This is a genomic window from Sphaerisporangium album (assembly GCF_003323745.1).
GTDB classification, from domain to species: Bacteria; Actinomycetota; Actinomycetes; order Streptosporangiales; family Streptosporangiaceae; genus Sphaerisporangium; species Sphaerisporangium album.
The window spans coordinates 290,514-309,315 of sequence record NZ_QOIL01000010.1; the positions used below are offsets into that span (position 1 = coordinate 290,514).

Consider the following 18,802-nt stretch of genomic DNA (forward strand, 5'->3'; position numbering starts at 1 on the left):
CTCCGCTCCCTACGCGGGTGGCAGTCGCAGGACGAGGGTCCTTTTGTCCGACGTGCTCTCCGGCACGGTCCGGCGGGTGCCGTCGGCCAGGTAGTACGTCGCGGTCCAGGTGTAGGCGGCCGGCTCGCCGGGGGGCACCGGCGCCGTCCAGGTGCGGGCGCCGCGCTGTGCGGGGGAGAAGGTCAGGGCGGCGCCGGCGCCCGGGCCGGTCAGCCGCACCACGATGAGCTTGACCACGGAGTAGTCGATCGGGTCGTCGGCCACGGTCACGGTCAGCACCGCCTCCGGCATGTCGCCGACCTCGACGGTCTGCGACCCGGAGGCCTCGATCCACTCCCCGGAGCGCTGTTCGCCGGTCGCGTAGGTGCTGGCCACCTTGTACCGGAAGCCGGGCGGCTCGCCGGGCAGCAGGCCGGCGGTCCACGACGCGGTCTCCGCGCCCGGCCGCAGGACCAGGGTCTCCCGGGTGACCCGCCCGTCGACTCCGGTGTGCTCGCACTGGACGATGTGCGCCGTGGCCGTGCCGAACCCGCCCGGCGCGCGCAGCCGGACGGCGAGGAAGCGGTCGTAGGGGCCCGTCAGGATCAGGCGGTCGCTCGCGCCCGGCGCCCACGGCTTCTCGATCCGGCGGCCGTCGCGCAGGTTGTACCGGACCCGGTGATCCCAGGGGTGGTCGATCAGCGCGTGGACGGGCCGCTCGGACACCGCGCGGCGCCGGTCCTCGCGCAGCACCACGGCGTCCTCCTCGCCGTCGTAGCGCACCCCGGCCTCCACCGACTCCGTGAGCCCCCAGTCCACGGCCGTGCCGTCGATCTCCACCCGCAGCCGCCCGGCGGCGGGCACCCGCAGCAGCAGGTAGCGGCCCCGGGAGGTGGCCTCGGGCAGGGTGGCGGTCGCCGCGGTGCCGGGGAACTGCACCACCGCGTCGTAGGTGTACACCGGCTCGCCGCCGGGCGGCAGGACGGTCTCGACGGCGTCCACCGAGGCGCTGTCGGTGAACAGGGCCTCGTGCCGGAACGATCCGCAGCGCAGCCGCAGGCGGACCGAGTGGATGTCGCCACGGGCGAAGTCGGCGTCGCACTGGGTCTCGACGCGCAGCGTGCGGAAGATCGGCTCGGTCAGGTCGTACTCGTGCAGCCCCTCCGCGGGCAGCGGGAGGTTTCCTCGCGGGCCGGCCCGCGAGGTGATCACCGCGCCCGCGGTCAGCACGATGTCGTACTCCCTGCCGTCCGCGCCCAGGTCACGGGCCGCCCACTCCGCGAGCTGCCGCCTGAACTCCTCGAGGGACGCGCCGGGCTCGCCGGGCGCGTCGAGCAGTTCGACGCCCGACCGGCCGCCCGCCGACCACAGGCGCGCCCTGCCCTCGGGCAGCCGGGCGAGGAACGTCAGGTCGTAGGCCACCGCCAGGGGAGAGGGGGTCTGGCCGGCCTGCTCCCACAGCAGGGTCGCCATGTCGGCGGTCAGGGTGGCCTCGAAGCCGGCGAGGCAGCCGTCCATCAGGGAGGGACGGCTGGAGATCGCGGCCTGGCCCGGGAGGGCGAGCTGTACCGTGCCGTCGACGAACTGGGGCGCGCGGACCTCGGGGGTCCGGCCGCCGGAGTCTTCCCGGAGCCGGTCGACCAGCGCGTCGCCGGGACCGGCGAGTTCGGTCTGGAGGTCGAGAAAGCCGCCCCCATTATCAGTATTTGTCCGATATTTCAGAAATGAGAAGCACGGGGAACCGTCCGGGCGCCGGCGAACGCGCGGAATCTCGGGCACGAAGTAATACACCGATCGATCTTCGTCGTCGGCGAAAACAAGATCCGCTCCCCCGAGCGGTAATGCGGGCAGCGACAGCAAACGACCCCCCCTGCCTCGATCGTAGGGGCGACTGTAGACGCCGAAGCGAGGGTTAACAAGGCTATTTATGAGGATATATGACCTCTACTTGGAACGATATACTGCTAAGCTTATTTACCTTGACTCGCGTTTAGCCGGGTGAGATCGTCGCGATGTGCCGAACGCCTTCCTGGACGACGCCGATCCCACGATCGTGCACGTCGTGCCCGGCGACCCCGGCCCGGCCCGCTCGCCCTCGGGCACCCCGATGGTCACCCTGATCGCCTCCGGCGACACGGCTGTACTCAACCTCGGCACGGTCTGGTGGCCCGGCGAGGCCGAGCTGTCCGCGGGTCTCGCCGCCCTCGCCCGGGAGGTAGGCCGTTCCCCCGGCGAGCTGCGGGTGGGCGCGGGCGCGGTGACGGCACGGTCGGTGTCGGCGTGGATCCGCGCCGGCGACGGCTCCGAACACGAGCTGGGCCGCACCACCCCCTCCGGGACGCCGCCCTTCTCCGCGGTCCTGTCCCTCGCCGTCCCGGCCGAGCACCTCGGCGCGGTACGGCGGGCGTGCCTCGGTGAGCCCGGCCTGCTGTCGGTGCGGCTGGAGGGCGAGCTGGTCCGGGGGCACACCGCCACCACCGTCCTCGAAGCCGCGGCGGGGGGACTCGGGGGAGAGGTCTCCCGGCACCGCGTCCACCTGCCCGGCTGCGACCCCGAGGTCATCGCCGCCGCCGACCGGCTGGCCGAGGCGCGGCTGGCCGAGGCGCGCTCCGCGGGCTCCCCGCCCGGGGGCGTCCTGCGGGTCTCCGCGACCGTGCGGCAGCCGTCCACCGTTCCCCTGACCCGCACGGCCGATGTCGGTGCCTGGATCCGCGGCACCCGCGAGCCGCACGTGTTCGAATACGAGAAACCCGCCGAGGGGAAGGCCCCTTCGCCGGGGCCGATGCCGGTCCGCGTCGGCTTCGACGCCTCGGGGTCCCCGATCGAGCGTGTCGAGGCGCGGTGCGGCGACGCCGTGGCCGTGCTGCTTCCCCCCTTCGACCGGCCCGCCGACCTCGCCGGCGGCGGAGAGCTGACGGCGGTGACCTCCTACCGCACCGGCGGCCCCGCCTACCGGCGCACGGTGCGGGCGGGCGCCTCCGGCTGGACCCTCACCCCCGCCGACCTCGGGCTGGCCGAGATCCGCGTCGACGCCGCCGCGCTGCGCGACCGGGGCGCGACGCACGTCCGGGCGGAGGTCCACTACCAGCCGAGCGGCGAGGGGACCTCCGAGCGCCGCGTGATCGAGCTGGGCCCAGGCGGCTGGACCACGTCCTGGCACGTCGTCAGCCGTGCCCCCGACATGGCCGGGGAGCTGCTGGTGACCGGTCTTGCGGTGACGCCGTCCACCCTCGCCGGGCCGGCCTTCCTGCGGTCGGCGACGCCCGACCTCGTCCTCTAGCCACACGCCGACCTTCCAGCCGACGAGCTTCGACCCACGTGAGCTCCCCTGACCCGACCGGGCCCACTGGCCCCACTGACCCTACTGACTCGACTGACTCGACTGACTCGGCCACGGAGGCCCGACATGCTGCGGATCGACTCGGTGCAGACCATCACGGGCGTGCAGGTATACGGCGACGACCACGATCCATACGTGTTCTACGCGGTCCCGGAACAACCGACATTCCGGGTCGACGACAACGGCAAGCCCGTGTTCCGGTTCCTGCGCTACCGCACCCCGAAGAAGCGCCGCGACGGGACCTATGGCGGCGGCTTCGCGACCTTCGACGTCGAGTTCAGCCTCGCCGATACCAAGCGCGACATCATCATGGAAGAGCTCAAGCGGCAGGTCGCGGCGGCGAGGGGCAGGCCGGAACTGGTCCGCCTCGGCACCATCCAGTGGGCCAAGGGCACCGCCCAGCTGAACATGGCAAACATTTCCGGCGATTTCGTGACTTCGGTGTTCAATCCGGGAAGTCCATCGCTGTACGGCAAGAACATCACCCCGTTCACGGTCGAGCTGACCGAAGAGGGCGCGGTGCTGTTCGAGGCGGCGCTGAAGGGCCTCGGCGGCTTCGTCCAGGTCGTCTACGAGATGAGCGCGTGGGTGCGCCTGCCTCCGCTGACGGGCACCGCCACCTTCGACTCCTCCAAGTACTACGACTTCGTGCAGACCGCCAAGGACGACGCGGGCTGTGGAAGCGACACCTTCCTCAACAAGATCCGCGAGGATATCTGGAACTCGGAGATCCTCAAGGTCGAGGTCACCTCCGGCATGGGCACCGACGAGCGGGTGAGGGCGCAGATCCGCGAGAGCCTCACCCGCACGCTGGAGGACACCGTGGCCAAGAAGATGCTGGAGCAGCTCGGCCACTACGACGGGGACCGGACGGTCCTTGAGGACTACGAGACGATCCGCCGGGAGTACCACAAGGTCAAGATCGACCACTTCTCGTACACGATCACCGAGAACGCCGCCGCGCTGTATCCCTTCAACCCGAGGGGCACGCTGCCGAACATCGTGTCGATGATCGACCCTGCCCAGGTGGGCGAGTACTTCCAGGAGATCGACCTCGACCACCCCTTCTTCCGGCGGCTGGAGGTCACGGCGCGCGTCAACGCCGACTTCGCCGCGCTGTCCATCCACAGCGTGGACCTCCACATCGACTACCAGGGCAGGCACAGCGGCGACCTGCACTTCAGCAAGGAGGACGAGATGTTGAAGTTCTCCTGCTTCAAGGACGGCGGGCCCGACGAGTTCACCTACCGGTACCGGGTCAACTTCAAGGGCGCGTCCCGGCCGTACGACTCGCCGCCGGACCTGGTGGGCAAGGGCAACGAGATCACGCTGAACGTGGACGACACCGGCCTGCTGATGGTCGACGTCGAGGCCGGCGCCATCGACGCGAGAGATTTCCCGCTCGCCCTGGTGACGGTCCGCTACGAGCCGGCGAGCGGCCCCGCGATCGAGGAACAGTACGCGGTCACCGGCGACAAGAAGGCTTACCAGTTGCGCCGGCCCATCTACGAGCCGCGCCGCGCGCCGGTCAAGTACCGCATCGAGTACCACGACGCCGACGGGCGGACGCTCACGACCGGCTGGCAGGACACCGTCCGGCGGATCTACGTGAACACCCCGTTCCGCGACGTGAAGAAGATCCACGCCAGCGCCACCGGGGACCTGACGGCCGAGATCGAGTCCGTCACCGTGGACATCTCCTACACCGACGCGGCCAACGACTACACGGTCACCGAGACGTTCGAGCTTCGCAAGACCGCCGCCAGCGTGGACTGGGAGGTGCCGGTGATCGACTTCAACGCGGGACAGGTCACCTACAGCGGCTACGTCCGCCGCTACGACGGCTCCATCGAGCGCATCCCGCCCACGGTCCTGGAGGGCGACAGCCTCGTCGTCGGCGAGACCTTCGGCGCCGTGATGGACGTGCAGGTCGTCCCCGACCAGGTGGACTTCACCCAGGTCGCGCTGGTCACGGTGGAGCTGCGGTACGGCGACGACCAGTACCAGGACGTCCTGGTGCGGCCCGGCGAGACGCCCGAGCCCTGGCACGTCCAGCTGACCAGCCCCTCCGAGCGCCGGTACCGCTGGTCGGCCACCTACTACATGAAGGACCAGACCGAGCGGACCGTCCCCGAGCGGCAGTCGACCACCGCGCAGCTCGTCCTGCCCGCCCTCCCTCCCGCCTGAGGTGCCGCCCGCATGCTCTACCTGAACCCGCCCTACCTGATCGTCAAGGGCGTCTCGGTCTTCCCCGACCACGCCGACCCGCTCCAGTGGTACTACCTGCCGCTCCAGCCCCGCGTCTCGGTCCGCACCGGCGAGGACGGGCGCGAGATCCCCGCGTTCTCCCTGCTGTGGTTCCGCTCGGGCGGGGACAGGACGGGCGGGCTGCTCAACTTCGACGTCGACCTGCGGGTGGAGGACGACCTCCTGCGGACCGTGGCGGACGAGATCCAGCGCTCGGCGCGGTTGCCCGGCAGGCCCCGGCTCGGGCCGGTGCCGCTGGAGGACGGCACGGTCCGGCTGATGCTCCTCGGGCAGGACGTCACCGCGTCCGCCGGCGCGCCCGCCCGGTTCGTCGTGAACGCCGTCCACCCGGCCAAGCCGAGCCTGTACGGCGACAACCGGGCCATCTTCTCCGCGCTGCTCGACCACGAGGGCGCGGTCATGATCCAGCGGGCGCTGGACGGCGAGCTGATGCCCGCCGGCGTGGTCTACTCGCTGGACTACCTCGCGCTGCGGCCCGCCTACGCCGTCCGCCTGACCATCGACTGGGACCGCGTGCAGGACAGGCTGGACACCGAGTTCACCGGCGACCAGATCTTCTACTCGACGCAGATCCTCCAGTGCGTCGACTCACTCGTCGACAGCCGGGCCATCGTCCTGGAGTCGGACACGTTCGTCCCCGAGGGCGCGGACACCAAGGGGATCATCGCGCGCCGGGACCAGGCCCTGGCCGAGGTCCGCGACATGATCACCGACGCCTTCTTCACCCCGTCGATCGACCCGTCGCGGCCTCCGCGTGACGACGTCGGCGACGTGACCGCCTTCCTCGACTCGATGCACCACAACGTGGTCACCGGCGGCGGGCTGTTCCCTTCCTTCACCTACAACAAGACCCACTACTCCCGGATCGACCAGAAGCGCCTCACCGTCACCATGAGCGAGCGCACCACCGTCCGCCGCACGATCAACCCGCAGGCGCACCTCGCCGGGATCGGCGCGGCGATCCGCGCGTCCGGCAGGCCGATCGGCGAGTTCGTCATGGACGTCGACACCGAGCATCCGTGGTTCCAGCGCCGCAAGGTCCGCGTGCTGTCCCGGGTCGACTTCCAGCGCGCCCACGTCGTGTCGGTCAACGCCGAGCTGCGGTACGGGGACCGTGTCAAGAACGTCGTCCTGGACGCGCGGACGGACGACTCCGTCGTCGACTGGGCCTCCGTCGTCGACGGTGACCGCATGGTGCTGCCGGTCGAGGCCACCGCCACCGTGAACCTCGCCCAGGTCGAGAACCTGCGCAGGCCCGCCCGGCTGACCCTGCCGCCGAAGGTGGTGGAGGGCGAGGTCTGGGAGGTCTTCACCGACGATCTGTTCGCGATGGTGACCGTGCAGATCCGGGCCGAGGAGGTGCCCTGGGACCGCTGGTCGGCCGTGGAGGTGTCGATTCGCCACCGCGTCCCCGAGCACGACGTCGAGCAGGCCGCCACCATCAGGCTGACCAGCGCGGTGCCGGCCTGGGACTACCCGCTGTACGTCCCCGCGGGCGTGCCCGCCGCGTTCGACTACCACATCCGGTTCGCGGGGAACGGGCGGCAGGACCACGAGCACGACTGGACGACCACGACCGTCACCGAGCTGCGGATCCGCGACCCGTTCCCGGCCAAGCGCGCCGTCCTCGTCATCGCGCAGGTCCCCTGGGCCGAGGTGGCCCAGGTCCTGGTCGAGATGCGCTACGAGGACGCCGCCAACGGCGTGCGCGAGGAGCGGACCCTGCAACTCGCCGGATCCTCGCCCACCGGGACCTTCGGCGTCGACCTGCGCGACCCCTACCTGCGCAGGATCGACTGGCGGGCCATCGTGCTGCGCGCGGACGGCAGCGCCCTGGTCGTCGGCCCGTCCGCCACGACCGAGCCGACCCTGCTGGTCACGCCCGGCATGACGCCCCACCAGGTCGTCCTGGTCCGGGCCGCCCTGGGCAGGCAGGTGCGCGACGCGGTGGTGACCTTCGCGCCGCCCGGCGCCGAGACCCCGCTCGGCGAGCTCACCTTCACCCCCGGCGGCCCTCCTCAGGAGCTCCACTTCGACGGCGCCGACCCCGGCTACCGCTACAAGACCGTCGTCCGCTACGCCAACGGCCGGATCCGCGCCACGGACTGGACCGGCTCGCGGGCCCCCGCGCTCGCGCTCACCTTCGACTGACCCCCTGGAGGGCAGGATGCTGCAGCTGGGCGCCACCTCGCTCGTCATCGACGGCGTCACGGTCTTCCGGGACCACGCCGACCCGAACCAGTTCTGGTACCTCCCGGCCCCGGTACGGCTGTCGGAGCGGCCCGCCGACCACGAGCCCGCGTTCACGCTCGTCGTCTACAAGCCGGCCGCCGTGGCCGGCGGGGCCAAGGGCGGCGGCTTCCTGATGTTCGAGGTGGACCTTCGCCTGGACGAGCAGGCCCGGCGGCGGATCCTCGGCGAGCTGCGGCGGTTCGCCCCGCAGCCGGTGCTCAGCCCGGTGCCGTTCGACGACGGCGAGGTGCAGTGCGTGGCGCTCAACGTGCAGGGCCCCGCGGGGACGCGGGACACCGGCGCGTTCGTGGCCGTCGAGGAGATCCTCGGCGCCGCCGTGCCCTCGCTCTTCGGCGACAACCAGGCGATCTTCAGCCTCACCCTGTCCGCCGCCGGGGCCACCATCATGCGCCAGGTGTTCGACCAGGGAGGCGCGCCGGTCGGGGTCATCTACAAGCTGCGCTTCACGGCGCTGCGCCCGGCGCTGCACGTCAAGATCAGCGCCGACCTGTCCCGGGTCTACGAGGAGCTGTCTCTCGGGCTGAGCGTCCAGGTGTACTGGGTCCGCGCCGGGGTCGAGGCCGCCTTCCAGAAGCTCGCGCAGGACGGGGTCATCAAGATAGAGGTGGCCGACTTCGTGCCCGGCTCGGAGCGCTCACAGCAGGAGCAGTGGGCGCTGGACTTCTTCCGCGACAAGCTGCTCTCGGAGTGGTTCGAGCCCTCGCTCAGCCCGTCGGGCCTGCCGCGGCAGGCGCCCGCTCCCGGGACGGCCACCCCGGCCTCGCCGGTGGTCTCGCACCCGGTCTCCGGGACTCCCGCCACCGGCGCCCCGGGGAACCCGCCGGCGACGGGCTCCCCTCCCACCGGCACCGCCGGCGGGCCGCCCCCGGCGGGCACGGCCGGGGGCCCGCCGCCGGGTACCTCGGGCGGCCCGCCTCCGGCTGGCGCCGCCGGCGGCCGGCCGCCGGGCGGGTCGCCTCCCGCCGGTTCGGCCGGAGCGCCGCCCCCGCCGCCTCCCCCCGCCGGTGCTCCCGCGTCCGGCGCCACGGGCGCCGCGCCTCCTGCGCCTCCGCCCCCTCCGCCGCCGGGGCCGGGGACCGCGAACCCGTCCACGGGCCGTCCCGCGCCCGGCCCGTCCACCGGTACCTCGCCGGCCGCCGCGGGCGGCGTCGACACCGCGCTCGTGTCCTTCAAGCTCCGCTACGTCCACCAGGAGGAGCTCAAGCACGTCACGCTCGTGCTCGACCGCGCCGAGGCCGTCCAGCGGGTCCACGCGCCGCAGGGGTTCTTCGGCCTCCTCGCCGGGACGCTCTCCGGCCCGGGCCACCTCGTCGAGGTCGACCTCGACGACCCCTTCTTCCGTGAGTTCACCGTCAGGATGCAGTGCGGCGTCGACTTCGCGGCGCTGGGCCTGCACAGCATCAGCGTGGCCCTGGAGTACGGGCGGCCCGCCGACCCCGGCGGGCCCAAGCGCGGCACCTTCGTCTTCGACGCGAACGCCCCCGGCGACCGGACGTTCGACGTCTACGTCAACAAGACGCTCGACACCGACTACCGCTACGTCATCGAGTACAACTTCCGGCAGGACGCCGGGTGGGCGGCGCGCGAGACCTCCTACCGGTTCGGCGGCGAGACCGGGGACCGCACGCTCGACCTGGACCCATCGCTGCGGCTCGGCTTCCTGGACGTCACGGTGGAGCCCGCCGACCTCGATCCGGGGGCGATCGCCTTCACCGACGTCCACCTCACCTACCAGGACCCGGACGGGTGGGCGCGGGACAAGACCCTCGTGGTGCGGCCCGACGGCGCGGTCCAGCACTGGCGGGTGCGCTCCGGCACCCGCCTGGCCGACACCTTCACCTACTCCTTCACCCACAACCTGGTCGACGGCTCGGTCATCGCCACCGAGCCGAGGACCGCCGCCGAGACGCGCGTCGCCGTGGTCGACCCGTTCCCCGGCCGGCTCGACCTCGACCTGGTCCCCGCGTGGGACGCGGCCGCGGGCATCCGTACCGTCTTCGTCGAGCTCGCCTACGACGACGCCGCGTCCGGCTACCACCGCGAGCTGCGCGTCGAACTGCCCGGATCGCAGACCACGACGACGAGGGCCCACATCGCGCTGCGCGACCCCCGGGTGCGCGACTTCAGCCATCGCTTCACCTTCGTGGCGGCGAGCGGGCAGGTGCGGCGGACTCCCGTCGTCTCGACCACCGAGACGCTCGTCCTGATCCAGCCCGCCTGAGACCACCGGAGCCTCGAAGGCCGGGCCCGTGTCAGCCGGCGGGGCGGGCGTCGAGGAGCTTCTCCAGGCGCCGCACGACCGGGCGCCAGGAGGCGGGCACGCTGGACCGGCTGACGCTCCTGCCGTGGTAGGTGAGGGTGTACCTGTACATGTCCGCTCCGGGCGGTGCGGTCTGCGAACGGCCCAGGCTCAGCCGCTTCAGATCACCGCGGAGCGTGCGCGTGTCCGCCGCGGACAGGCATCGCGTGATCGCCGGGCCGGTTCGGTGGACGACGCGGGCGCAGCCGTCGGTGTAGACGGTCACACGGTCGTCGACGCCGGCGAAACCGCCCTGCCGCCGCAGCTTCACGAGGGACTGCGCCTTCTGGCGGACGGCCTGCCGCGCGTCCTCCGCCTTGTCTGCCTTGTCTGCCTTGTCCGCCACGGCCACGGCCACGGCCGCCGTCGCCGGAAACGGCGCCGCCCCTGTGAGCATCACCGGGACGAGCACGGACATCACCGCGATACGCCAGATCCTCATGACCTGTAGACGTACCCGCGGGCCGGACGGCTCACCGGCGTCCTCAACCGGCCTGTTCGCGACGCCGGGACGAGAACGCGGGCCGGCGCCCTCCCGCCCCGAGCCGGGAGGGCGCCGGTCGATGTGCGCGGCGCCGGGTCTAGGTGCCGTAGACCTGGAACTCGAACAGCGAGTAGCCGTACGGGGTGGCGCGTTGTGTGCCGTTCACCCTGATATAGCGCCCGGTTCCGGACAGCGTGAGGTCGTCGGTGCCGCCGTCACCGGTCGTGGTCGAGTAGACGTTCGTCCACGTGGTGCCGTCCGCCGACGTCTGTATCTGGTAGGCCTTGCCGTACGCGGCCTCCCAGTTCAGCGTCACACGGTTGATGGTGTACGAGCGGCCGAGGTCGACCTGGATCCACTGCGGGTCGCTGAAGGCGCTGCTCCAGCGGGTGGTGCCGCTGCCGTCGGTGGCGTTCGCCGCGCCCAGCGAGGCGTTCTCCACCGAGGAGGCCGTGGTGGGCTTGCCCTGGGCGACGTTCCCGCCCCCGCCACCGCCGCCGGGGCCCTTGTTGTAGACCGCGACGTAGTCGATGTTCATCTGCCCGCCGGAGATCGTGGAGGCGAAGGGGCCGCCACCGAAGGCGGCCGGGAAGCCGCCGCCGATCGCCAGGTCGTAGATGATGAAGAACGGGTGCTGGACGGCGCTCGTCCAGGTGGCCGCGGGCACGCGGGTGGCCGGCAACGTGAAGTAGTTGTTGCCGTCGAGGTACCAGCGGATCTCCTCCGGCGACTTCGAGCGGTCGATCTCCACCGCGTAGGTGTGGTAGCCGGTCTGGCAGCCGGGGCAGGGACGTTCGCCGCTGCCGAGGCCGGTCGACTCGTTGCACACCCCGCCGGGGTTCGTGCCGCAGTGCAGGGTGCCGAAGACGGAGCTGCGCCCGTTGATGTCCTCGAGGATGTCGATCTCGCCGCTGGTCGGCCACGGCACGCCACTGCGCAGGGGCGCGCCGAGCATCCAGAAGGCGGGCCAGTAGCCGGCGCCGTTGGCGGTGGTGACGTTGGGCTGCTGGATCGACGACTCCATGCGGACGACGCCGCCCGCGGGCGCGCCGAAGGTCGCCGCCTGGGTCTCGATGCGGCCCGAGGTCCACCCCTGGGTCGGGTTGGTGCCGGAGTGCAGGGCGCGCAGGACCAGGTGCCCGTTGCCGTCGTGGAAGACGTTGGCCGTGCTGTTGGTCATCGTCTCGATCTCGCCGGTGCCGAAGCTGCTTCCGGGACCGGTGTCGTACTTCCACGTGCCGGTGTTCACGCCGGTGCCCGCGGCCGCGCTGAAGTCGTCGCTCCAGGTGAGCGTGAAGCCCGGCGGCGGCGCCGGGACGGCCGCGTGCGCCGTGCCCGGGACGGCCACGGCCGTCAGCGTCGAGATCCCGACGGTGGTGACCGTCAGGAGTACGGCCGAGGCGGCGGCCTTGAGACGTGCTCCCAGCCTGCGACGTGGGATCGCTCCCACGTCGGTGCGATCGCGCATGCGTAGCATGGGCTCTCCCTTGGTGAGGACCGATCGGCGGTCGGCGGCCCCAGGCATGGGATAACGCTTTCTCGGCTACCTGGGACAGGGGCGCGGATCATGGGGGTCAGCGCCCCCCGCCTGTGCGCGTCGAGGGGTGGATCGGTCGTACCTATATGAGAGAGCGCTCTCTGGACAGAGAGTATTACCCCTTCGCGATGTTCCGTCAACACTTATGTAAAGTCGTTGAAACATAGACGGCCCGGCGCCCGTCCGGGGCCGGACGGCCGCGGCCCGCTTGCTGCGCGAGTCCGACGCCCTGCCGGCCGAGGTCGCCCGCCTGGGCGGCTACAGCTCGGAGTACGCCTTCGCCAACGCCTTCAAGCGCCTGTTCCGCGTCGCGCCCGGCGGGTACCGCCGTCAGGGGAGCCCGCGCGGCGGGAGGGCTCCGCCGGCCCCGGCGACGCCGCCGGAGCGTCGCGGTCCGCCTGGGAGACGGACGCGCCGCAGGATATCCTTCGCAGCCGAGGGCCCCACGTGCCAGGAACGAGCCGACGGAGATGAGAATCATGGAGAAGCCCGTGGCGATCCCAGGCCCCGACCACCCCATCACGGTCGAGCGGAACCCCGCCCGCGTCGTGGTGACGGTCGCCGGACGGGTGCTCGCCGACACCAAGGACGCGCTCACGCTGCGCGAGGCGAACTATCCGCCGGTGCAGTACGTCCCGCGCAAGGACGTCGACATGGGGCGGCTCGAGCGCACCGGCCACCACACCTACTGCCCCTACAAGGGGGACGCCTCCTACTACAGCATCCCCGGCGGGGGAGAGCGGTCGGTCAACGCCGTGTGGAGCTACGAGACGCCGTACGCCGCGGTCTCCGAGATCGAAGGGCACCTCGCCTTCTACCCCGACCGCGTCGACGCCATCGAGGAGCAGGGCGCCCCTCAGGAGTAGGTGGGCCAGGAGGCGCTCACGACGCGAGCCCGGCGTAGAGCGCCTCCAGGTCGCCGGACAGCCCGGCCTTGACGCCGCGGCTCACGTCGTCCGCCAGCACCTCCGGCAGGCCGGCCTCCACGCCGTCGAGGACCTGCCGCACGACGTCCTCGGGGCTGATCTTGGGCCCGGTGATCCGCGCGGCCATGTCGGTGTCGATGTACCCGGCGTGCACGCCCATGACCAGCGTGCCCTGGCCGGCCAGTTCCTGGCGGACGGCGTTGGTCAGCGCCCAGGCGGCGGACTTGGACGCCGAGTAGGAGCCGATGCCCGGCAGGGAGACGAACGAGAGCACCGACAGCACGTTGACCAGCGCGCCGCCGCCGTTGCGGGCCAGCACCGGGGCGAACGCGCGGACCATCTCCAGGGTGCCGAAGTAGTTGGTCTCCATCTCGGCGCGCGCCCCGGCGACGTCCTCGCCCCCGGTCAGCGGGCCGCCCCGGGAGATGCCCGCGTTGTTGATCAGCAGGGTGGTGTCCCCGCACCGCTCGGCGGCCTCCCGTACGGCGGCCGGGTCGGTGATGTCGAGCCGGACCGGGACGACGCCCGGCTCGGTCACCGCGCCGGCGTCGCGGGCCGCGGCGTAGACCGTACGGGCGCCGCGCCGCAGGAGCTCGCGCGCGAAGGCCGCGCCGAGGCCCCGGTTGGCGCCGGTGACGAGGGCGACGGAATCGTTGATCTTCATTGGATCCTCTCCAGGATGGTCGCGTTGGCGAGGCCCCCCGCCTCGCACATGGTCTGCAGCCCGTACCGCGCGCCGCGACGGCGCATGGCGTGGACCAGGGTGGTCATGATGCGGGCGCCGCTCGCGCCGAGCGGGTGCCCGAGCGCGATGGCGCCGCCGTCGGCGTTGACCTTCGCGGGGTCGGCCCCGGTCTCCTGCCCCCAGGCGAGCACGACCGAGGCGAAGGCCTCGTTGACCTCGAACAGGTCGATGTCGGCGAGCGTCAGCCCGGCCCGGCGCAGCACCTTCTCGGTGGCGGGGATCACGCCGGTGAGCATGAGCAGCGGGTCGGAGCCGGTGACGGCGAAGGAGTGCAGCCGCGCCAGGGGACGCAGCCCGAGCCGGGCGGCCGTCTCGCCGGTCGTGATGAGCAGCGCGGCGGCGCCGTCGTTGATCGGGCTGCTGTTGCCCGCGGTCACCGACCAGTCGATCTGCGGGAACCGCGCGGCGTAGGCCGGGTCGGCGAACGCGGGCCTGAGCCCGGCCAGGGCCTCCATGGTGGTGCCCGGGCGCACGGACTCGTCCGCGCCGGCCGCGCCGATCGGCGCGATCTCCTCCTCGAACGACCCGGCGGCGTGCGCGGCGGCGGCCCTGTGATGGGACGCGAGCGCGAACTCGTCCATCCGCTCGCGGCTCAGCGACCACTTGGCGGCGATCAGCTCGGCGCTGACGCCCTGCGGCACCAGCCCCTCGGGGAAGCGGGCGGCCAGGCCCGGCCCGAACGGATCCGCGCCCGGCGGGACGTTCGACCACATCGGGACCCGGCTCATGGACTCCACCCCGCAGGCCACCGCCAGGTCGTAGGCGCCCGAGATCACGCCCTGCGCGGCGAAGTGGACGGCCTGCTGGGAGGACCCGCACTGCCGGTCGACGGTGACCGCCGGGACCGTGTCGGGGAAGCCGGCCGACAGCCAGGCGTACCGGGTGGTGTTCATGGCCTGCTCGCCGACCTGGTCGACGCAGCCGCCGATCACGTCGTCGACCAGCGCGGGGTCCACGCCGGCGCGGTCGATCAGGGCCTTGAGCGTGTGCGCGAGCAGCTCCACCGGGTGGATCGAGGCGAGCGCGCCCCCGGGCTTTCCCTTGCCGATGGGAGTGCGCACGGCCTGCACGATCACGGCGTCACGCATGACGTCCTCCAGTGAGTTGGAAAACTGGACTTACTCTAGCCGCAGTCAGTTGGATAATCCAACGCAGCCTCCTAAAATGTGACCATGGCCACGACGCCCCCACCATCCACGCCGCCGACACAACCGCCGCCGCCGGCACGGGTGGCGTCCACAGGGGCACGACCCGAACCGGGCACGGCCCGCGCGGGCTCCCGTCCGTGCTCCGTCGCCGACGCCCTCAGCGTGGTCGGCGAGAAGTACTCCCTGCTCGTGCTGCGCGAGGTCTTCCTCGGCGTGCGGCGCTTCGACGCCATCGCCCGCAACACCGGCGCCCCGCGCGACATCCTGGCCGCCCGCCTGCGGCGCCTCACCGAGGGCGGCGTCCTGGAGAAGACCCTCTACAGCACCCGCCCGGCCCGCCACGAGTACCACCTGACCGACGCGGGCCGCGAGCTGGAGCCCGTCCTGCACCTGCTGCGCCAGTGGGGCGACCGCCACCTCACCGACCGCCCGCCGATCACCGTGGAGCACTCCTGCGGCACCGGCCTCGACCCGATCCTGGTGTGCCGCACCTGCGGCGAACCCGTCACCGAAGGCTCCTGCCGCGTCCACTTCCAGCTCCCCGGCTGGACGTTCGCGGGCGCCGTCCCCGCCCAGGCCCCCTCGGACGACCGGCCTGCGGAGGCGTAACGCTCTGATCCGCGCGTCAGATCTCATGAGAGACCTCGCGAGATCGCCGCCGAGGGGACATGCCGACCGGGGCGAGCGCGGCTGGCGGTAAGCCCGAATGGGCGGCTATTTCGTGGTGTGTCCCACCCGCGAGGCCGTTACCCTGGCGATCGACGATCGGGCGGAACCCCATGGCCGCCGGACAGGACGCGCAGTGCCGGCGCGGCAGGGTTCCGCTGCACGCCCGCCGCCGGAACCAGGAGGCGAACGTGCGGGATGAACCCGGCGCCGGACGCGCCGACGAGCCGGTCCACCCGCCGCGGGCCGGAAAGAGATGGGGAAGGCCCCTGGTGGTGGCCGCCGTCGTGGTGGCGCTGGCCTTCGCCGGCGGCGTCGCGTACCGGCTCCGGCCCGGGCCCGCCCTGACGGTCCTGCCGCCGCCGAGCGGGCCGTGGCCGGTCGAGGGGTTCACCGTGACGCTGTGCGCCGGCACGCCGCCGCGTCCCGAAGGCTGCGCCCAGGCGGCCACCGAGCAGGGCAGGCGCGCCGTCGAAGCGGCCATCCGCGCGGTGCCGGGCGTCGCGAAGGTGTCGTTCGTCCCCGCGAAGGAGTTCGCGGGGGAACTGAACCAGATGACCGGCGAGGAGGAGCCGGGTGGATCCGGCTTCACGGAAGACGGCACGGTCCCCAGGTTCGTGGGAGAGTTGCGCGTCCGGGGTGACGCGGCCGCGACGCGTCCCGCGGAGGACGAACTGCGGGCCGCGGTCGAAAAGCTCCCCGCGGTCGCCGACGTCCTGTTCGAACCGGGTCTCTTCTGGGCGGGCAAGGCCGACCTCGCCGTCCGGTTGTGCGCAGCCTCCGCGGACCAGGAGCCCCCGTGCGCGGGCAGAGGCCGCCCGACCCCGGACGAGCGCCGCGCCATCGAGAACGCGCTGTCCTCGATCGAAGGAATCGGCACGGTCTTCTTCGAACCCGCCCAACACGCCCGCAAGGTAGCCGAATCCGCCCTCGGCGTGCTCCCGCGCCTGGAGGAGATCGGCGAGGCTTACCACATCAAACTGACCGACCCCCAAGCCGCGGACACCATCAAATCCACCCTCGAACCCCTCCCCGGCGTCGCGGGCATGGTCCCGCACCTCGCCCCCTGAATGGCGAGCGTTACCCGTCCGGTGGGCGACCTCGCCACTGCCGAGGACGCGGTGGCCGCGAGTGGTCCGGCCGCGCGGCCGCGGGCCCTGGAAGGACAGCTCGCGCCGGAGGCCAGATGTTGCCGGAGAGTTCGATCGAATTTCACTGGTGTGCACACGCGCCATCTATACGCTCCGTGGCGCCTGAATGAGGCGTCTTATGTCCACAAATGGCTGTTGACCGGCTAAGGGTGACTATGGAGCAGGCTGGCCACGGGGATTCGTCGGCCCATCCCTGGCAGCAGTCGTCCTCCGACGCCATGCCTCCGTACGCGCCGTCGTACGACCTCGCGCCCGCGCGGTCGCAGGGGCGAACGGCGGGCTGCTTGTTGATGTCGGCCAGCCTGGCCGTCGGTCTCGTCGCCGTCCTGGCCCTGGTCTTCGTGGTCATGAGGGGGCAGCCGGACGCGGGCGGCCCGGGGAACGCCGGCGGGGTGGGGGCCATCGGCTCGCCTGACTCGGTGGTGCTGACCGAGGAGCGTCCGGGTGGTCCGCCGGAAAGCACGCCCGACTCGTTCCAGGTGGCCGAGGACGAGTTGCGGCGGGCGGTCGAGGCCCACAACCGGGCGTTCCAGGCAGGGGATCTCGGCGGTTACCTGAAGATCTTCGACCAGGGCGACGCCGAACTGCTGGAACAGCAGACGAACACCTTCGACAACCTCCGTAAGCTGCCCTTCGAGGAGGCCGCCTTCGAGGTGCAACAGGGTGAGGGCCTGGCCAAGGACGCCTTCGGAAACTGGATCTCGTTCTCCTTCGACGTGACCCTGGAGCACCGGTTCGACGGCGTCGACCTGCGACCGGTCGCCGAGTGGTACCGCTGGACCGTGGCGAAGGCCGGCGAGAACGCCCCGCCGACGGTCACCGCAGTCACGGGAACCCCCGCGACGTCCGGTGATTCCGAGACCGACTCCTATCCCGCTCCGTGGGACAGCTGGCCGGACATCTCAGTTGTCACGACCGAGCACACGGTGGTTCTCACCCGTTCCGCCCAGGCCGACATGGGTGCCAGGGTCGCCCCCCTCGCCGAGCAGGCCGCCGTCGCCGACCTGGACTTCTGGGCGCGGAACGGTGACACCGGCACTCCGGTCCCGGCCCGCTACATGATCGTGCTCGCGAAGGGGGAGGACGAGCAGGGAAACCTGTTCCGCCGGTCGAAGCGCCAGGCCACCGAGGCCGGTATCTCCATATCCATGCTCTCCTCCTCGCCCGAAGAGGGCTCCTGGTACGTCGGCGGCTCCCGGATCGTCACGAATAGCAACGCCTGGTACTTCGGCGACGTGGACGGAGGGGTGGACGAACTGCGGGAGCTCTTCCACCACGAGATCGCGCACTCGCTGCTGGCGCCGCTGGAGCACGGTGCGTCCTTGTCGTCGCTGGATAAATGGGTGGTCGAGGGCTTCGCCGAGTATGTCGCGACTCACGGTCAGAGCCTGGACGAGGACGGGCAGACCCCGGAGACCCGCGCATACGTGCGAGGCGAGCGCGACCGGCCGTTCGAGGGACGGATCCCGGACAACGCCTCCTGGGACCTTCACGGTCTCGTCGGCGTGAACTACCAGCTCAGCCACTTGGCGATGCAGATGATCGCGGAGCGGTACGGCGAGCAGAAGGCGGTCGCGTTCGTGCTCGCGCACTACCGGGGCAAGACGGCCGACGCGGCGCTCACCGAGGTGCTCGGCATCGGGAGGGAGGACTTCGAGCGTCAGTGGGCCGAATACGTCCGTGCCAAGTTCGCGTGATCCGCCGGAGGCCGCCGCCCCGCAGCGATGCCATGGCCTCACTCCGCTCGGCGTTTCGGGGCGCCTGCGACCGAGAAGGAGGCCACGATGTCCGACACCTCTCCGGACCCGACGGCGGACCCGACGACGGACGCTGCGGTGGACCCTGCGATGGACGCGACGGTGGACGAGGCGGTGGACGAGGCGACGCGGGTGTTCGCCGGCCACCGGGGGGTCCTCGACCTCACCCCCGACGGCACCCAGATCACCGGCATCTACACCGTCACCAACCCCGACAAGCTGTCCCGAGCCCGCTGAATATCCCTGCCC

At 71.8% G+C, this 18,802-nt stretch carries 14 protein-coding genes; 9 read left to right on the top strand and 5 right to left on the bottom strand.

Annotated features, from left to right (window positions below; translation table 11 throughout):
• Nucleotides 1-9: 9 nt before the first annotated feature.
• A complete protein-coding gene (locus DQ384_RS19745) occupies nucleotides 10-1,770 on the bottom strand; it encodes a hypothetical protein (RefSeq protein WP_114030312.1) in 1,761 nt (586 codons plus the stop codon).
• A 223-nt stretch (nucleotides 1,771-1,993) separates the two neighbouring features.
• Here DQ384_RS19745 and DQ384_RS19750 point away from each other — a divergent pair, with 223 nt between their 5' ends.
• The 4 genes from DQ384_RS19750 (at nucleotide 1,994) to DQ384_RS19765 (ending at nucleotide 10,061) form a co-directional block, all read left to right on the top strand.
• Complete coding sequence (locus DQ384_RS19750) at nucleotides 1,994-3,259, top strand: hypothetical protein (protein WP_114030313.1); 1,266 nt, start codon at nucleotides 1,994-1,996, stop codon at nucleotides 3,257-3,259.
• Between the two features lie 126 nt (nucleotides 3,260-3,385).
• Nucleotides 3,386-5,506 carry a hypothetical protein gene (locus tag DQ384_RS19755; RefSeq protein WP_114030314.1) on the top strand — a complete coding sequence of 707 codons (2,121 nt, stop codon included), beginning with the start codon at nucleotides 3,386-3,388 and terminating at the stop codon, nucleotides 5,504-5,506.
• A 12-nt stretch (nucleotides 5,507-5,518) separates the two neighbouring features.
• Nucleotides 5,519-7,738, top strand: coding sequence for a hypothetical protein (locus tag DQ384_RS19760; RefSeq protein ID WP_114030315.1), 2,220 nt, complete (start codon nucleotides 5,519-5,521; stop codon nucleotides 7,736-7,738).
• A gap of 16 nt (nucleotides 7,739-7,754) precedes the next feature.
• The gene (locus tag DQ384_RS19765; protein ID WP_114030316.1) at nucleotides 7,755-10,061 is read left to right on the top strand and encodes a hypothetical protein; all 2,307 of its coding nucleotides are present in this window, start codon (nucleotides 7,755-7,757) and stop codon (nucleotides 10,059-10,061) included.
• 31 nt (nucleotides 10,062-10,092) lie between these two features.
• Here DQ384_RS19765 and DQ384_RS19770 read toward each other — a convergent pair whose 3' ends face one another.
• Nucleotides 10,093-10,581, bottom strand: coding sequence for a protealysin inhibitor emfourin (locus DQ384_RS19770; RefSeq protein WP_114030317.1), 489 nt, complete (start codon nucleotides 10,579-10,581; stop codon nucleotides 10,093-10,095).
• Nucleotides 10,582-10,720: 139 nt separating this feature from the next.
• Nucleotides 10,721-12,091, bottom strand: coding sequence for a discoidin domain-containing protein (locus tag DQ384_RS19775; RefSeq protein WP_114030318.1), 1,371 nt, complete (start codon nucleotides 12,089-12,091; stop codon nucleotides 10,721-10,723).
• A gap of 548 nt (nucleotides 12,092-12,639) precedes the next feature.
• Here DQ384_RS19775 and DQ384_RS19785 point away from each other — a divergent pair.
• Nucleotides 12,640-13,026, top strand: a complete 387-nt coding sequence (locus DQ384_RS19785; protein ID WP_245966614.1) for a DUF427 domain-containing protein — start codon at nucleotides 12,640-12,642, stop codon at nucleotides 13,024-13,026.
• A gap of 16 nt (nucleotides 13,027-13,042) precedes the next feature.
• Here the strand turns inward: DQ384_RS19785 and DQ384_RS19790 are convergent, their stop codons facing one another.
• Together DQ384_RS19790 and DQ384_RS19795 are read right to left on the bottom strand one after the other, a co-directional pair.
• Nucleotides 13,043-13,750 carry an SDR family oxidoreductase gene (locus DQ384_RS19790; RefSeq protein WP_114030319.1) on the bottom strand — a complete coding sequence of 236 codons (708 nt, stop codon included), beginning with the start codon at nucleotides 13,748-13,750 and terminating at the stop codon, nucleotides 13,043-13,045.
• The gene (locus DQ384_RS19795) at nucleotides 13,747-14,919 is read right to left on the bottom strand and encodes a thiolase family protein (RefSeq protein WP_114030320.1); all 1,173 of its coding nucleotides are present in this window, start codon (nucleotides 14,917-14,919) and stop codon (nucleotides 13,747-13,749) included. The genes DQ384_RS19790 and DQ384_RS19795 overlap by 4 nt, the downstream gene beginning before the upstream one ends.
• 84 nt (nucleotides 14,920-15,003) lie before the next feature.
• Here DQ384_RS19795 and DQ384_RS19800 point away from each other — a divergent pair, with 84 nt between their 5' ends.
• The 4 genes from DQ384_RS19800 (at nucleotide 15,004) to DQ384_RS19815 (ending at nucleotide 18,790) form a co-directional block, all read left to right on the top strand.
• Complete coding sequence (locus tag DQ384_RS19800; protein ID WP_114030321.1) at nucleotides 15,004-15,588, top strand: winged helix-turn-helix transcriptional regulator; 585 nt, start codon at nucleotides 15,004-15,006, stop codon at nucleotides 15,586-15,588.
• Between the two features lie 248 nt (nucleotides 15,589-15,836).
• Complete coding sequence (locus tag DQ384_RS19805) at nucleotides 15,837-16,715, top strand: permease-like cell division protein FtsX (RefSeq protein ID WP_147268827.1); 879 nt, start codon at nucleotides 15,837-15,839, stop codon at nucleotides 16,713-16,715.
• A 236-nt stretch (nucleotides 16,716-16,951) separates the two neighbouring features.
• Nucleotides 16,952-18,493, top strand: coding sequence for a hypothetical protein (locus DQ384_RS19810; RefSeq protein WP_147268828.1), 1,542 nt, complete (start codon nucleotides 16,952-16,954; stop codon nucleotides 18,491-18,493).
• Between the two features lie 87 nt (nucleotides 18,494-18,580).
• Nucleotides 18,581-18,790, top strand: coding sequence for a hypothetical protein (locus DQ384_RS19815; protein WP_114030324.1), 210 nt, complete (start codon nucleotides 18,581-18,583; stop codon nucleotides 18,788-18,790).
• Nucleotides 18,791-18,802: the final 12 nt, after the last annotated feature.

Bases quoted from the DNA above. Each gene is read 5' to 3' on its own strand.
- DQ384_RS19755 (WP_114030314.1), top strand. From the start codon at position 3,386: ATGCTGCGGATCGACTCGGTGCAGACCATCACGGGCGTGCAGGTATAC.
- DQ384_RS19815 (WP_114030324.1), top strand. From the start codon at position 18,581: ATGTCCGACACCTCTCCGGACCCGACGGCGGACCCGACGACGGACGCT.
- DQ384_RS19790 (WP_114030319.1), bottom strand. From the start codon at position 13,750: ATGAAGATCAACGATTCCGTCGCCCTCGTCACCGGCGCCAACCGGGGC.
- DQ384_RS19765 (WP_114030316.1), top strand. From the start codon at position 7,755: ATGCTGCAGCTGGGCGCCACCTCGCTCGTCATCGACGGCGTCACGGTC.
- DQ384_RS19760 (WP_114030315.1), top strand. From the start codon at position 5,519: ATGCTCTACCTGAACCCGCCCTACCTGATCGTCAAGGGCGTCTCGGTC.
- DQ384_RS19775 (WP_114030318.1), bottom strand. From the start codon at position 12,091: ATGCGCGATCGCACCGACGTGGGAGCGATCCCACGTCGCAGGCTGGGA.
- DQ384_RS19800 (WP_114030321.1), top strand. From the start codon at position 15,004: ATGGCCACGACGCCCCCACCATCCACGCCGCCGACACAACCGCCGCCG.
- DQ384_RS19795 (WP_114030320.1), bottom strand. From the start codon at position 14,919: ATGCGTGACGCCGTGATCGTGCAGGCCGTGCGCACTCCCATCGGCAAG.
- DQ384_RS19785 (WP_245966614.1), top strand. From the start codon at position 12,640: ATGGAGAAGCCCGTGGCGATCCCAGGCCCCGACCACCCCATCACGGTC.
- DQ384_RS19770 (WP_114030317.1), bottom strand. From the start codon at position 10,581: ATGAGGATCTGGCGTATCGCGGTGATGTCCGTGCTCGTCCCGGTGATG.
- DQ384_RS19810 (WP_147268828.1), top strand. From the start codon at position 16,952: ATGGAGCAGGCTGGCCACGGGGATTCGTCGGCCCATCCCTGGCAGCAG.